We start from the raw sequence: 16,584 nt of genomic DNA, 5'->3' as shown, positions 1-16,584 counted from the left end.
TTCGGCTATTACTTCCCCTTCTTCTTGTTTTATTAATAGAATAAAAAAAATAGACCACTAGAACCCAAACAAAATGGATCTAGTGGTCTTAGCTTAAGAACTTACTGTATTAAGCGATCTGTATGTATATTTTTAGGGATTTGTTCCAATGGACTAACCAAGGCAAAGCTATGCTTTTGTCCAAATAATTGAGCCGCTAAAGAGTGAACATCTTCCAGTTTGATCGAATCAATACGTTGAATAACTTCATCCAGACTAAGATGTCTTTTTAAAAGAAGCTCATTCTTTCCGATCCTACTCATTCGGCTGTTCGTGCTCTCTAAGCTTAACATTAAGTTTCCTTTTAATTGTTCTTTACCATTTATTAGCTCTTTTGTGGTGATTCCTTCTTTCGCTAATGATTGAAGAGCTTGAATAGCTAGCTCATATACTTCTTCAAGTTGATGAGGAGCTGTACCCGCATAGAGGTGCAAGGAGCCCGTTTCCTTAAATGCAGAATGGTAGGAAAATACCGAGTAAGCAAGTCCTCTCTCTTCTCTAATGTCTTGAAAAAGACGTGAGCTCATGCTTCCACCTAATATATTGTTTAGGAGGATTAAGGGGTAGATTTGTGGATCTCCTATGGGCAATCCTTTTAATCCCAAACAAAAGTGAGCTTGTTCTGTATCTTTTTGCTTCATCAGATGCTCATAGGTAACCTCGGGCTGTTCTACTTTCGCCATTGTATCCTCGGAACGATATTGATGGAAGTATTTGTTCGTTAACTGAATCATTTCTTCTTCATCAATGTTTCCAGCTACAGCGATGACCGTATTCTTAGGATTATATTGTTTAGAGATATACGATCTTAAATCTTGGGGAGTAAGACGGTTCAGTACCTCTTCTTTCCCCAGAATAGTAAATCCGTGAGAAGCATTCATATAGGTGGCTTTTGAGATTAAATCGTGAACCACATCATCTGGGGTATCGTCATACATTTTTAGTTCTTCTAAAACGACATTCTTCTCCTTTTCTAGCTCTTTCGGATCAAATGTGGAGTTAAAAAACATATCGGAAAGCACATCAAAGGCAATGTTCAAATGCTGATCTAATACTTTGGCATAATAACAGGTATATTCCTTCGATGTAAACGCATTAAGATGACCACCAATGCTATCAAATGACTCAGCGATCTCCCTTGCTGTTCTCGTTGCTGTACCCTTAAAAAGCATATGCTCAATAAAATGAGAAATCCCATTTGTTTCATGTGTTTCGAATTTGGAGCCGGTCCCAATCCAAATTCCAAGAGAAATAGATCGAACGGATGGAATCTTCTCCATAACTAATCGTAATCCATTCGGATATGTGTGTGTGTTTATCAAGATACATCCTCCTTCAAATTGCCGAAAAACACTGTTGACACTCTATACTATATCAAAGTTAGTCAACCCCTACAACTGAAAGAACGCGATCTGTACTCAGGAGCTCAGATGCCGTTCCGAAGTGAAATTCTTTTTGCAAAGCACTCTCAATAATACTAGGTAGCGCTTTAACTGTAGATGAAGTAGGGTGCATTAAAATCAGAGCACCATTCGTTAGGTTGGGGACAATTCGACCCACGATTTGCTCCGCAGATGGTTTTTTCCAATCAACAGTGTCAAGCGTCCATAATACGACCTTCATATTTAGTTTATCGGCAATCTCTACCACTCTTTGATCATAAGAACCGGAAGGAGGAGCAAATAATTGACTATGCACTCCTAATTTCTTGATTAGTTTCTCGGTTTTCACAATTTCCGAATGAATAGCTTGATTGCTCTTTTTAGATAGATCTGGATGTGAATAAGCATGGTTTCCAATTTCATGTCCTCTTTTAATCATTTCTCTTGCTATATCCTCATGATCCTTTAACCACATCCCATCTAAGAAAAAGGTCACTTTGATTTGGTAGTCATCAAACAAATCTAACATCTGCGTCACATATTCAGTTCCCCATGCAACATTCACCATAAAAGAAATCATGGGCTTTTGAGGGTTCCCCCGATAGATAGGATGTGCTGGCAGATCCTCTAAGGTGATGCTGGGCGAAACTTTTTCAATGATTAAGGTTTCCATACTTACTTGCCCTAGCACCTTCGATAACTGATATGTTTTTTCTTGATTCACCTTTATTCCATCATAGCCTTGAATCGCTTTCCAAATTGAATCAATTTTTGCATCTACTGCTGGTTGATCTACTTTTTCAGCCAAAGTTTTAATTTGGTGAGCCAATTTGTCTTCTGGGAGATTAACATGAATAGAGTTTGATTTTATTGTTTTTATATACGTATGTATAGGTTCGTTATGTACTAAATTAAAGATAAACAAAAAAGAAAAAACATAAATAAACACTAGAGCTACTTTATCATGATAAGGTTTTGTTTGCTGATTCCGCATAATAACTCCCTCCATCTGGACAACCTCGTATATTCATATGTATGAAGAAGGGCGGAAATCATGCAAAAAAAAACTTAAAAAGAGTCATAATACTGAGATTCTTTCTAAGTTTTTTCTAAACCATATCCAATTCAACTTGATACTCTCATCTTCAAATCTACAATTTTTCCATACTCCATCTTAATCATTCGATCCGCCATATGGAAATACTGATCATCATGAGTAATGGCGATGACACATTTCCCTTGTTTTTTTAATTCTGGCAGTAGCCTTTCGTAAAACACTTTTCTAAATTCAGGATCTTGATCTGCTGCCCATTCATCAAATAAATAGAAAGGGCGATCCTCTAGATAGCTAATCATCAAGGCGACTCGTTTTTTCTGTCCTGTTGAAAGATCTAATGTACTAATGACTCCATGTTCATTAATTTTTATCTTATCATCTATCTCTAAAAGTCTCAGATAATGTTGGATATCTTCTTTTTTCTGTTGAATTTCTTCTCCATAAAGACGATCAAACAAGTAAAAATCGCTAAATATCGCTGAGAAGTACTCACCTAAGAAGGCTGATTCGATGTTGATGATTCATTTTTATGACCCCTGAATCTGGTGTATACAGTCCCGTAATCAATTTAGCCAAGGTTGATTTGCCGCTCCCATTGCCACCAATAATAAAGATGATTTCACCTGCATGAAACTCATCATTAAGAGGCCCCACCGTAAACGTTTTTCCCTTTTCATTCCTATATTGAAAAGTCACTTCTTCAAGCTTCATTGAAACAGCTTCTCTAGGCTCCTCTCTCACTTCATGACTTGCTGGTGACAAAACAGAAAGCTCGGCAAGCAAGGCATTCACCCGCTTCCAACTGATCCTGATTCTCAGAATTTCGGGAAAAGAATTCAAAATGCCATGGACAGGTCCCGTCATATATAAAAAAACAAACACATATGTAAGTAAGGCTTCCTTAGTAATCTCAGGAAAAAAGACAGGAAAGAAAAAAGCAACAGTTCCAATGACAAATACAAATAGTAATTCACCTATAACGAACACATTTACAAATTTTTTCTCGCCCAATGCTCTTTTTTTCCTGTATGTGTCACAGCTCTCTTCCATCGCCTGTTCAAAACCTGATTGTTTCTTCTTATTTAGATAGAGCTCCTTAAACCCTCCAACAAGATCATGAATAAATGTAAAAAAGACATTCTGAATATCTCGTGTTTGTTCCCACACGAGATTCGCAGAACGTCCAACAAGAAAATAGATGAAAAAAGCAAGGGCTATTACCCCAATGGAAACAAGCAGACCATAAAGATTGATAAATCCCAAGTATATGAAACAAAAAAACAAGGTGATAGAACTCGTCAGACCGGTAATAAATACGGTCGAAAATCTCCCGATGGTTTCCGTATCGTTATTTAAACTAGCGTAAATTTTGCCATCGGGAATATTTTCAAACGTTTGATACGATGCCCCAAGGATGTTATGTATCAACAGCATGCGTTTCTCATATACGATATCATTGGTAATCTCTATTAACTTCGTCCGCACCATTTTTTCCGCGATCATATATAAAGAAATCCCGATTAAAAAATAAAAAAACAAAGCGATATTAAATCCAGAGCTTGCATGAAGGGCAAAATTAACCATCAAAATGATTAATCCATTTCCTAACCCACTTACTACCCCAAATATACCTAAGTAGAAAATGGGACGATCTTTTTTTGAAGGAAATAATTTTGTCAGTAAAGCATAGAGAGAAAACAGGGTTCCCACAATCCCCACAAGTGCCACTGCCATCACCAGACTAATCGGTCCCCACGTGTAAACAAAATGCCAGGGAAGTCCTCTGAAAAAGACCTCTGGAAGAACATATAAAGCAAAAGATAAAACCCCAATCGTGACACAAAACAGGGTTCCTAGGAGAATAAACCTACCTACTCCAAGGCGCGCAAATACTCTCTTTTTCTGAAAAACTTGAACTAGGATGCGAATGAGAAAGAAAAGGGTAAGTAACGCAGTAGACAATAAGATAAGAACAAGGGCAGTCGAAATTTGATCAATCTTAATGTACAGATCTGTGTTTAGTTGTGGAGCCTCTTCTCCTTGCAGCATATTCATAATGCCTTGACCAATGATCGTAGTATAATCTGAATTCATATTAGCTAACACAGCAACGGCGAGCTCTTCTTCCGGTCGAAATACAAAGAAAGAGGAGAAGTTAGGGTTATTTCCTGAGTGAGCCACTGCCCCACCCCCACTCTGATAAACCGACCATCCACCCGCATAGGAAGATCCATCATAGTCAGGTGCCACTGTTCGATCAGGTTGGTGCGATGTCGCGATAAGCTGTCTAGTCGTTTCATCTACTGGCACGCTATCCAGTTGCATTTTCATCCACTGTTCAATATCAGACAAACTAGAGATCACATAGCCGGCTGGATTATTTCCTCGATAAACGGGGGCTTGATATTCCTGTGCCCTTCCAAAACCAATTTTATATCCTTTTGCCATCTTATCCATAGGGGCATGAAGAGGAAAATACGTGTTCTCTAGAGCAAGCTTCTGAAAGACGTTTCTTTCCATATAGGCTTCAAATGAGATCCCAGATACCTGTTCAATCAGATAACCTATTACATCATAGTTAATCGTTGCATATTCAAATTTTTCACCTGGGGCATGAGACAACTCAATATCAACTAAGGTGCGTACTGTTTCCTCTAACGCATTATCAGCTGTTGAACTATGAATCTGCCCAATCGTTCGAAACGGAACACCACTTGTATGATGGAGAAATTGTTTCACTGTTACATCGGCAAGTTCACCTTGATAGGTCATCGTTAACCAAGGAATATACCTTGTTATTGGATCATCTAATTGAACCAGCCCTTCTTCTGCTAATTGAAAGAGAGCATGTGCCGTAAAAGCCTTACTGGTTGATCCTAATTCAAATAAGGTATCCGACTCAACTTTCCTACTCCCAGAAACATCCGCATATCCAAATCCCTGTTGATATAACGTTTTATCTCCTTGGATGATGACAATGCCTAGACCAGGTATTTTTCCAGCTGCCATCTGTTCATCTACAAACACCTCAATGTCTGTCACTGAGGTGTTTGGAAGAAATCTGTCATCTGTTGCCTTCGCCATTATAGGGATAAAACTTGTCATAGTTAGCAGCAAGATAGAGATTATTAGTAGTCGCTTCATCCTGAATAAATTCATAAGTACGCTCCTTTAAGATCTCTCTTCATCTTCTTAACCTACCATTTCTTAACCTACGATCCTTCACAAATATAGACTGGCTCTGTATAGAAGCGTAAGCTATTAGACCATTTCTGGCGAAGGAGCTCCCAATCATGTGTTGAAAATGTGTCATGTCTAAGAATATCTAGAGGGATACGCAAATTTAGTAATCTTCCTTCTACGATACAACGAGATACACCTGCTGGAATGAGCTGATCCCCGTCAACGACCTGTTTCAGATCGTCTAAGCTCAGCTGTGGATAGCTGATTAATACTTCCCCTTCTTGAGGCTGATTCATAGCATCACAGGGAATTCTATAGCCATTGAATTGGTGGCGATAAAGCCCTACAATAAAATGCCATACCTCCAATCGATCAAGTATGTTTTCAGTAGACCTTGCTGAATACAAATAATATTGTTGTTTATTTTCTAGCAAGATGCGAGCCACCCATTGATCATGGAGGGGCTTCTCTTCCCAGATCAAATCTGGATGATCTAATAGTGATGTCCACCACTCCCTTATAGGCAGTAAATGCTTCCAAGCCCTTAGAGCAACATCCTTCTCCTCTACCACTTGAATGACCATCCGCTGATATCCCATGGATGTGAGAGCCATCAGTCTGTGAGCTCCATCTAACAAGAGGTATTTCTCATCTTTTAATTTTATGGCAATAGGCGGATGACTAAGGAATCCGTCGTTTGTTATGGACCCAATTAAACGATCTAATCGAACTTTCTCATGCGACTCATGAAAAAAGATCTGTTTAGAATCAACTAAAGCTAGTGATGAAATCACATCATTCATGCTCTATTTCCTCCCTCTATAGATGGATAAAAGATGACAAGAAAAATCTAATCCTCTAACTGAACTCCAATACCATTTTTTTGCGCCAATCTATAATAGTAGGACGATATAGCAACATCAAAAATGGCCATTCCCATCGGGTTGAAAAATATCGTTCGTTCCAATGGTTGCTCTTGAAGGATCCTATTACAAACAACATCTACAATGGATAGAGAATCCTCCTGTTGCAGGTTATTCTCCCGATGCATCACTTCAATATCTGTATTCTCTCGACAGACTTCCTCCCAATTATCTACAATCACAAGAGGATTGTAGTCTAGAATAGCAGGTGTAAAATCACGCAAAGAAATATTCAGCAATAAAGCCCCATCTTTTGGCTTTTTATCAACATATCTTTCCTTTGAAACAGTGCAAGTGATAAAAATATCGGCATCCTCATAGGCTTGTTCGTAAGAGTCCACAATCTTGGTTTTGGATCTCATTTCTTCCGGAATCTTCTCTTGCTTTACTCCGTTGATATCATATAGATAAACAGTCGAAATTTGATCTCCTAGTAGAGAATGAGCCATTTGTAAATGGAGTTGGCCGATAGGACCGAAGCCGATAATTCCAAGCTTGATCTCATGTAAATGGCGTATTTTTTCACACTCTTGAATGATAAGCCCCGATACAGAAGCCGTACGAATTCCACTAACGATAGCAGTATGTAAAGTGGCTAAGAGCTTTCCTGTATCAGGATCGTTTATCAGATTAACCGAATGGGCTCGTTGTATCCCCTGTTCGATGTTCTTTGGAAAGCTGGCAATCCACTTCAACCCAACAGATTCAAAATCACCTCCTATGTAGGCAGGCATTGCAATAATACGATTCGTAAGATCCTTAAATCTCAAATAAGGTTTTATAGGCTGAGAATAATGACCCAATTGGTAGTTTTGCACCGCATCTCTAATAACATGAATCGTTTCGCTCCAGTTCACGCCCATTTCTTCGATATGTTTCGTATTCAAATACAGCATGCTGTTTCCTCCAGTATCATTTGATATAAACGTTTTGATTAGAAAGCCACTCTATCCATTCCGCATTATAAACGGTTTGAACATAAGCAAAGCCATTATCCGGGCATAAAAAAAACGACATTAGGTCTTTTTTCTAATTTCTTCTCTTTAAAATATTGATTTACGGCGTAATAGGACGTACCAGAAGAACCACCTGCAAAAATTCCGTGAAGCTCATACAGCTGATGACACCCAGCCACTGTATCTAGCTCTGGAATAATAACAACCTCATCAATAACCGCTCGTTTGACCAATTCTGGTACTTTGCTAGCTCCGATTCCAGGAATATATCTCTTTTTTTTCTTATCGCTAAAAATAGCAGAGCCTTCACTATCGACAGCAATGATTTTTATTTTAGGAAACTTCTCCTTCAAGCGATTAGAAACTCCTGAGATGGTTCCCCCTGTACCGACACCAATAAACGCATAATCCAACTCTTCGAAATGTTCTGTTAATTCTTCTCCGATTCCATAATAATGTGCATAATAATTATCTGGATTCTGATATTGATTTAACCAATAGACATTCGGAATCTCTGTCAGTAGCTCTTGAATCTTGTTCAAGCGGGTGAGCAAATAACCATCTGTATGGTCACGCTCCGTTACCTTAATTACTTGATAGGAAATAGAAGATAATAAATTTTCATACATTATATTAGTATTAGGATCAATGACTGGAATAAACTTAATTCCTAAAAATTTACAAATGGTAGCTAAAGCAATAGCCAAGTTACCTGAAGAAGACTCAATTAATGTTGTATCTTGATCGATATCTCCTTTTTCAATGGCAGAGTACAACATATTGTAAGCAGCTCTTGACTTCACACTATTCATCAAGTTTTGAAATTCTAGCTTCGCATACATGTTGATCGTTGGATGTTCTAACTGAACCAAAGGAGTATTCCCAATAAAACAACTTAGTTTTTGTAATTTTTCTAGTAAAATGTAAATCTCCTTCTTTCTACTATGAATGATTTTCTTCGGTCCCTTGTCAGATATGACAGGGACCTATCCTTCTTAAAACGAAAAATCTTCCTCGAGAGCCGATATCAATTCTGCCGATCTTTCTGTCTTCTCCTCACGGAAGGAAAGATTGATAATCGATTCATCTGGTTGATCAATGATAGCAAGAAGCAAAGAAAGAAAATCTTGTCCTAATAACTCAACCGTTTCTTTCTTGAAAAGACTCGTTCTGTATTCTGCAACAAGGGTTAAACCTGTTTGAGTTTCATAGGTAATCAGGGATAGATCCCCTTGCGAAGTATCCATGGCCCGATCATAGGGCTCGAATTGAAGATGATCTGTAGTCACATCAGGAATCACCATATTTTGCAAAACAAACATCGTGTCGAACAAAGGATGACGACTTACATCTCTTTTCATCGCCAAACTAGCAATTAGTTCTTCTAGTTGATAATCCTGATTCTCAAAGGCTTCTAGGACTGTTTCTCTTACTTCCTTAATAAACTCTCGAACCGTTTTATGCCCCATTGGATAATTGCGAATCGCTAACGTGTTCACAAACATCCCAACGACGTTTTCAAGATCAATATGGTGACGTCCTGCTACCGGCACTCCTACGACAATATCTTCTTTGGCTGTGTATTTATACAAGAGAATATTATAGGCTGCTAGTAATGTATTAAATAACGTTGTTTCATGCTCGCGTGCAAAGCGATAAAGCTGATCCAGCTGTTCACTCTGTAATTCAAATGTAAGAGAATGTCCCGAATAATCAAGATTTTCAAGACGTGGATAATCGGTTGGAAGAACCTGTGCTGGAATATAATCACTAAATTGCTCCATCCAATAGGCTTCTTGATTTTTCATGACCTTAGACTGTAACTCACTATTCTGCCAAACAGCGAAGTCTTTATACTGGATTTGGAGCGGCTCTAATTTCTCCCCCCTACATAAACGGTTAAATTCTTGGACCAGTATTCCTAGAGATGTACCATCCGAAATGGAATGGTGCATATCTACGATGAATAGATGAACATCCTGCTCTAATTTGATTAATCCTGCGCGTATCAAAGGAGCCTGACTTAGGTCAAAGGGTCGAATAAAACGTTGAATAAGAGAATCTAGTTCTTCATCACCTTTATCAAGCACTTCGATACAGACTGGGATTTCGTCATGAATGATTTGTACTGGCTCTCCTTCTACCATTTGAAAAGAGGTTCTCAGTGATTCATGACGCATCACAATGCTTTGAAATATTTTTTCAAACCAGCTATAATCCATTTCTCCCTTGACAATCATCGTTTCCCATATGTTAAATGCGGTACTGTTCGGCTCCAATTGATTGACAATATAGATCCTCTTCTGAGCTGCACTTAATAGATAATAGGATGATTCTTGTGCTTTAGGAATTGAAAAAAACGGACTTGGTTGAAGCGTCATAAGCTTCTTAGACAGCTCACGCACAGTAGGGTGCTTATGGATCTCAATGACTGACACTTCAATATCGAGTTTCTGATGTATTTTAGCTGCCAGAGCAGCAGCAAGAAGGGAATGTCCTCCCAGTTCGAAGAAATTACTCATAACACCTACCTTGTTGAGTCCTAATATTTCTTCAAAGATTTGTGTTAGTTGTTGTTCCGTTGTAGTGACTGGAGCAACATAATTTGTGGCTGCCAGTTGATTCATCTCTGGTTTAGGCAGAGCTTTCCGATCTACTTTTCCACTGCTTGTCATAGGAAGCTGTAACATATGGACAAAGAAATCAGGTACCATATAACTGGGTAGTTTGCTCCCTAAAAAACGACGTAATTCTTCTACTGGAAGCGATCGTTCCGTCATATAGTAAGCACAGAGATATTTTTCTTCTTGATGAATAACATCCATGACAAGTGCTGCTTTCACTTCCTCATGCTTCATCAAATAAGCTTCTATCTCTCCCAGTTCGATGCGCATACCTCGTATTTTCACTTGATTATCTGCTCGTCCAAGAAACTCCAGATTGCCATCTGGAAGCCATTTCACCACATCACCTGTACGATACATCTTCGTTCCTGGTAAAAAAGACGCTTCAACAAATTTTTCCTCAGTCAGGTCGGTTCGATTCAAGTAACCACGTGCCAAGCCAGCTCCGGCAATACACAATTCTCCCATTACTCCAATGGGCTGTAACTGCAAATTGGGATTGACAACATATGCTTGTACATTGGCAAGCGGTCGACCGATAGGTATCTGAAGATGTTCTTCAGATTTTAACAAAGAATAGCTAGTAGCATAGACCGTTGTTTCAGTGGGACCATAAAGATTCTCTAGACGCACTGTATCCGTTCGTTGATAAAACTGGTCCACTAGTGCTTGTGTGATCGCTTCCCCTGCAACAAATACATACTTCAGCTTATTAAGAATAGCTCTGTCGTCCTCCGTTAACGATTTAAGAAAAACAGTCAGCATGGCAGGAACCATATTAATATGAGTGACATAATGTTTATGAATGACGTGTAAGATGCTACGTGGATCTTTATGTAGCTCTGGTTCCAAAATCACAAGACGACCTCTTCCCAAAAACCAACCAAAAAGTTCTACAACAGACACATCAAAAGTAAATGTGGTTTTTAGCAAATAGGCATCATTCTCACTGACAGAATACTGATGTTGCAAAACATGCAGCAAATGAACTACATTTTGATGTTCGATCATGACCCCTTTCGGTTGTCCAGTTGAACCGGATGTGTAAATGGCATAGGCTAGGTTTTTTGGAGTATGAATCTCCTCTAGATTGGAGCCATCCCCTTGACTCAAACATTCATCTTCTATATATAGAATCTCCCCGGAAAAGTCCAAATCACCTATCCAATCCTTTGAAGCTATGATTAACTGAGCCTTACTGTCATGTAAGATATACGAGATTCGCTCAGGAGTAAAAGCCGGATCAAGCGGCACATAGGCTGCTCCGGCTTTCAAAATAGCAAAGATGGAAATAAGCATTTCAAACGATCGATTCAGCATGACACCTATAAACTGGTCGGGTCCTATCCCCTTTTCTCGTAGGAGTCGAGCGAGTCGATTAGCACGAATATTTAGCTCACTATAGGTGAGATGCTCATCACCGAGTACAAGGGCGATGGCGCTTGGAGATTGGCTCACCTGCTCCTCAAATAGCTGAGTGATGGTTTTCTCCAAGGGATAAGCTTGTTGATACTGGCTTCCCAGCTTGATCAACTGTTTTTTTTCCTCCTGCGTGGCTAGCTCAAACTCTGATAACGTCTGCTCTGGACACATGATCATCTGACAGATCAAATGCCTCCAATGTCCTGCCAAGCGTTCAATTGTCTCCCGGTGAAACAGGCTCGTGTTGTATTCTATATTGACATGTAACTCATGCTCATACTCGTTTACTTCTACAAACAAATCGAATTTGGTCGTTTTAGACTGTAAAGCATAGGGAGTAAATGTGACGCCCTCGATCTCAATGGGATCATTATTAGTATTTTGTAGTACAAGCATTGTATCAAACAATGGATGCCTGCTAGCACTATACGGAATATTTAAGCTTCGAATTAATTCTTCTAATGGAAAGTCTTGATTAGCAAACGCCGCCAGTGTATTTTCTTTTACTTCTTGTAAAAAGGAACGAAACGTCTGCTCCCCTTTCGGTTCATTTCGCATGGCAAGCGTATTAACAAACATGCCTATAATCTTTTCAAATTCTATGTGTTTTCGCCCTGCAATAGGTGACCCTACTACAACATTCTCTTGACCGCTATATTTGCTCAATAGCACACTGTATACAGCAAGGAGAAACATATAAAGCGTAACGCCTTCTTGTTTCGTAAACTGTTGGATTGCCTTTGATAATTCCGTATCAATCGCAAATGAATGCTTGTCCCCAGAAAAGGTTTGAACAAGGGGTCGAGGATGATCCAATGGCAGGTCCAATACAGGAATTTCCCCAGAAAAAGTAGAGAGCCAATATGCTTCTTGGCTCTTCATTTCCTCGGTGCCAAAAAAATCGTTCTGCCAGATGGTAAAATCCACATACTGCACATCAAGCTCCGGAAGCTCCATCCCATGATAGAGAGCAATCAATTCTTCAAAAATAAGGCGAATGGAAATCCCGTCAGCAATAATATGGTGTATATCCATCAACAGAAGATGTTTAGCTGGTAAGAGTTCAACCAATTCTACGCGAAACAATGGAGCTTTGTTCAGGTCAAAGGGACGTATAAAGGATTCAATATTATTTTCAATATTCTCCTCAGAAGCGGTTCTTTCTACTACCTGCACATCAAGCTGATCATATACTTTTTGTAAAATTTCTCCGTCCTCTTCCACAAAAGCTGTACGCAAAGTTTCATGTCTTTGAACTAACTTCGTTATGGCTGTTTTAAAACGAAATCGATCAAATTCTCCCTCTACAAGAAGAACAATAGGAAGATTATATGCGGTATGGAGTTCTTGAAATTCATTCATTACATAAAGTCTTTTCTGCGCAGATGAAGTTTCATAGAGTTCAAAATTCATCATTTTTCACTTCCTCATGTTTTCGTAAAAGCCTTATTTTTTCCTCTTGGGACGACGCTCTACCTTTTGAAAGCCTGTGATACGATTCGATTGACTCGTTACCTTCTTCTCCACTACTTCAGCTAAGGAACGAATCGTCACAGCTTGAAACAATTCACGAAGATCAAATGAAATACCAAATACCTTACTCATTCGAGTCACAACCTGTGTCGCTTTCAGAGAGTGACCCCCTAAATCAAAAAAGTTATCAATCATACTAATTTGGTCATTTTGCAAAATTTCTTTCCAAATGACTAAGATCTCCTCCTCTGTTTTACTCTGTGGTAAGACAAACTCTCGTTCAGTAGCAGCTTCTGCACCCCATTCCACTACACTTTTCTTATCAATCTTCCCACTTGTGGTAAGAGGCATGTCAGTGATAAAGATATATTGCTGTGGTACCATATATTCCGGCATATACTGCTTGAGAAAGCTTTGCAGCATCCCTCCATCAGCATACTTCCAGCCATATGCTGTGTCTGATGTAAGGGGATGTTCTATCCAGACACTAGGATCCCAGTATTCTCCTAGATTTTCTTCTATATTGATCTGCACAGGTTGCAACGCATCTGGAACCTCGTAGAAACCACTCTGTTTAAATTGGATGCCCGTCCATGATTGCCACTCTGTGACACTCCCTTTTACATATTGTGATTTTGTTTCGACTCGCAGAATTTTTCCTCCAACTCGTATGTGAGATCGTAACCAATGATCTACTGGGAGTTGATCCTCACGCCGAAGTTCACAATATGTTACAAAATCTAGATCTGGATAATTTGCTTTTCCTGTTGGTCGAACGGGAACAATCACACGCTCTAACCCATGTCCATGCGCCAACTCCTTAAACGCCTGAACTAATACTCCTGCAAGACCCTGCCCTTGAAATTCCTCGTCTACAACTCCGGCAAGAATAAGCAACGTATTTGGTTCTTGTTTATTTACTTCCTGTGAAAATCCTTGAACCAAACCATCATCCCAGCCATGAGGTAAATCTTCTACTGTCCCATCCCAATAAATAGGGAGGGAGTTACCAACTCCTAGTACAGTCCCCTCGTTGTTAATTACACCAAATTGGTACTCAGGAAATTGTTGAAATAGTTTCGGCCAATACTCCCCTTGAATCTCTTCACCTGCAAAATAGGAAGGCCAGGCTCTTAGATGCAGCTCATCCATTCTCCTTTTTAAGCTAGGGCTCTGTGAGAGAGTCCGTAATTTTAACTTTTCCTGGCTCCCTCGGTTAGAGGTAAGCTCATCATGTAATTGGACATAAGCGATTAAGCTATCCATCTGTTCAGTTTTTTGATGAATTACCGCACAACGGCTGATGGATTCATGAGAGGAAAGCCAATTTTCAACTTCCTCTAACTCCACTCGATTTCCACGAACTTTAACTTGGTGATCCACACGGCCAATATAGATCAAATGTCCATCTTCTGAGTACTTGGCTACATCCCCAGTTCTGTATATATAAGAGTGCGGGTCGTCTGAAAACGGATTAGGAACAAAGCTTTGTTTTGTCGCTTCTTCATCATTCACATACCCCCGAGCTTGCCCATGAGAGGCAATATATATTTCACCTGGAACCCCAATGGAAACCATTTGTCTATCTTCATCTAATAAGTACACTTTCGTATTCGCGATAGGTCTGCCAATAGGAACTACATTTCCTTCAAACTCCTTCTGACAATCAAAGGTAATCGCATCTACGGTTATCTCTGTTGGACCATAGTGATTGTATAAACCACACGTAAATTGACGTTGAAATTTTTCTAACAAATCTTTCGTCAGCTGTGCTCCGCCACAAATCACATAACGAAGTGACGGAAGCTCTGGAAATTCATTATTTTTTCGTGCCTGAACAAAGGCTTCAAGTAAAAGAGGAACAAATTGAAGAATCGTTACCTGATGCTTATAGGCTAACTGTCCAATCGTGACAGGATTTTTCAGTTCATGGCTCTTAGGAATCACAATTCTTGCTCCAACAGTTAACGGCCAAATCATCTCTAATATGGAAGCATCAAAGGTATATAGAGTCATGAACAAAGTCGCATCATCAGCAGTTAATGGATATTTTTCCTGACTCCATTCCAATAAATTGATCACGCCTCTATGCTCGATTTCGATCCCCTTAGGCACTCCTGTTGTTCCTGAAGTAAACATGACATAAGCAACATCACGGGAAGTGATCGATGTCTGTAAATTACGACTAGGCTGCTGATCAATTGTTGGTCCTTCCTCATCCAAGTTGATTATTGATCCACTATGAAACGCTTCTTCCGCTGCCACACTCCCTTTTGTAATGATCAACTGAATGTCTGCTTTTTCAAGCATCTTTTTGCGACGAGCACTAGGGATTTCTGGACTAAGAGGGACATAAGCAGCTCCTGCTTTCATCACTGCTAAAATAGACACCAGCATATCCACTGATGTTTCTAACATAATCCCTACTTTTTGTTTCGCTTCAACTCCCTGCACCTTTAGAAAATGGGCAAGTTTATTTGCTTTTTCATTTAGATGACGATAGCTAAGCGTTTTTTCTTCATAGCATACCGCTGTTTGATCCGGCTGTTTTTCCGTTTGAAGCTCAATCCATTCATGAATACAGATATGTTCATGATAGCTTCTATCCGTTTGGTTCCAGTCTTCTAGCATTATCCGTTGCTCTTCTGGCGTTACGAGTGAATAAGTGCTTAATTTGTGTTCTGGTTCGCTTACAACCTGCTGAGTTAATAAAATAAACTGACTCGCCATCCTTTCCGCCGTTGATTGCTTGAACAGATCAGAATTGTAATTCAAATTAATTTCAATTCCATTTTCCAATTCATCGAAAGCAAACGTTAAGTCAAACCGCGAACTGCTTTCAATAAAGTCAAATATCTTAAACGTACAAGATAAGCCCTCAAAGGTAAGAGAGTTAACCAAGCTTTGCTTATTATTTTGCAATCCATACATCACAGAAAACAATTTCGATCTGGATAAGTCCGTTTGTGTGTTAATTTGTTCTACAACAAAATTACTAGGATACAAATGATTATCGTAGGCATCAAGGGCAGATTGCTTACTAAGTGCAAGTAATTGTTCAAATGTCATATTCTTCTCAACTGTACAACGCAAAGGAATAGCGGTAGCAAATAATCCTAGCATGTTTTCCAATTTTACATCGTCACGATTGAGGATCGGTGAGCCAAGTACAAAATCGTTTTGCCCGCTAAGCCGATACATATATAGGTTTAAAACGGCTAATAAAAACATATAAAGCGTCAGATCGTTCTTTTGACAGAAATCATAGACCTGCTTTTGCAGATCAGGATGAAATCGAGCTAGTACCGTCCCTCCATTAAATGTAACAACTGGAGGTCTAGGATAATCGGTAGGCAAGTATAATCCTGATGGCACATCGACAAATCTCTTCAGCCAATATTGACGCTGCTCTTCTAAATATCCTTCTTCTAGTAAACGATTCATCCACTCTGCATAGTCTACATAATCTACCTCTAGAGCAGGTAAATCAGGTTCTCGTTTGGTGACATAGGCATTGTACAGTCA

General features: G+C 39.3%; 9 protein-coding genes. All 9 read right to left on the bottom strand.

What is annotated here, in order from left to right:
- Positions 1-101 precede the first annotated feature (101 nt).
- The 9 genes from JCM10596_RS19090 to JCM10596_RS28225 all read right to left on the bottom strand — a co-directional run bounded on the left by JCM10596_RS19090 (position 102) and on the right by JCM10596_RS28225 (position 16,581).
- Positions 102-1,361 carry a M16 family metallopeptidase gene (locus JCM10596_RS19090; RefSeq protein ID WP_025028501.1) on the bottom strand — a complete coding sequence of 420 codons (1,260 nt, stop codon included), beginning with the start codon at positions 1,359-1,361 and terminating at the stop codon, positions 102-104.
- 58 nt (positions 1,362-1,419) lie between these two features.
- Entirely contained in the window at positions 1,420-2,415 is a 996-nt protein-coding gene (locus JCM10596_RS19085; RefSeq protein ID WP_025028500.1) for a polysaccharide deacetylase family protein, read from the bottom strand.
- A 131-nt stretch (positions 2,416-2,546) separates the two neighbouring features.
- Positions 2,547-2,936, bottom strand: coding sequence for an ATP-binding cassette domain-containing protein (locus tag JCM10596_RS30910; RefSeq protein WP_267879717.1), 390 nt, complete (start codon positions 2,934-2,936; stop codon positions 2,547-2,549).
- Positions 2,937-2,967: 31 nt separating this feature from the next.
- Positions 2,968-5,637: a serine hydrolase gene (locus tag JCM10596_RS26500; protein ID WP_267879716.1), complete on the bottom strand. Its 2,670-nt coding sequence runs from the start codon at positions 5,635-5,637 to the stop codon at positions 2,968-2,970.
- 53 nt (positions 5,638-5,690) lie between these two features.
- Positions 5,691-6,464, bottom strand: a complete 774-nt coding sequence (locus JCM10596_RS19075; protein ID WP_025028499.1) for a ParB N-terminal domain-containing protein — start codon at positions 6,462-6,464, stop codon at positions 5,691-5,693.
- A 47-nt stretch (positions 6,465-6,511) separates the two neighbouring features.
- Positions 6,512-7,480, bottom strand: a complete 969-nt coding sequence (locus tag JCM10596_RS19070) for an ornithine cyclodeaminase (RefSeq protein WP_025028498.1) — start codon at positions 7,478-7,480, stop codon at positions 6,512-6,514.
- A 95-nt stretch (positions 7,481-7,575) separates the two neighbouring features.
- Positions 7,576-8,412: a 2,3-diaminopropionate biosynthesis protein SbnA gene (sbnA, locus tag JCM10596_RS26495; protein WP_234410567.1), complete on the bottom strand. Its 837-nt coding sequence runs from the start codon at positions 8,410-8,412 to the stop codon at positions 7,576-7,578.
- A 123-nt stretch (positions 8,413-8,535) separates the two neighbouring features.
- A complete protein-coding gene (locus JCM10596_RS19060; RefSeq protein WP_025028497.1) occupies positions 8,536-13,002 on the bottom strand; it encodes a non-ribosomal peptide synthetase in 4,467 nt (1,488 codons plus the stop codon).
- 30 nt (positions 13,003-13,032) lie between these two features.
- Positions 13,033-16,581 (bottom strand): non-ribosomal peptide synthetase, encoded by a 3,549-nt coding sequence (locus tag JCM10596_RS28225; RefSeq protein WP_234410568.1) that lies wholly within the window; start codon positions 16,579-16,581, stop codon positions 13,033-13,035.
- Positions 16,582-16,584: the final 3 nt, after the last annotated feature.

Origin of the sequence: Caldalkalibacillus mannanilyticus JCM 10596 (genome assembly GCF_000615945.1) — a bacterium.
Classification (GTDB): domain Bacteria; phylum Bacillota; class Bacilli; order Caldalkalibacillales; family JCM-10596; genus Bacillus_AT; species Bacillus_AT mannanilyticus.
The sequence above is the reverse complement of the archived record's forward strand: the minus strand, read 5'-3'. Positions and strand labels throughout refer to the sequence as shown.

Coding starts and splice junctions, on each gene's coding strand:
- JCM10596_RS19075 (WP_025028499.1), bottom strand. CDS start 6,464: ATGAATGATGTGATTTCATCACTAGCTTTAGTTGATTCTAAACAGATC.
- JCM10596_RS26500 (WP_267879716.1), bottom strand. CDS start 5,637: ATGAATTTATTCAGGATGAAGCGACTACTAATAATCTCTATCTTGCTG.
- JCM10596_RS19070 (WP_025028498.1), bottom strand. CDS start 7,480: ATGCTGTATTTGAATACGAAACATATCGAAGAAATGGGCGTGAACTGG.
- JCM10596_RS19085 (WP_025028500.1), bottom strand. CDS start 2,415: ATGCGGAATCAGCAAACAAAACCTTATCATGATAAAGTAGCTCTAGTG.
- JCM10596_RS19060 (WP_025028497.1), bottom strand. CDS start 13,002: ATGATGAATTTTGAACTCTATGAAACTTCATCTGCGCAGAAAAGACTT.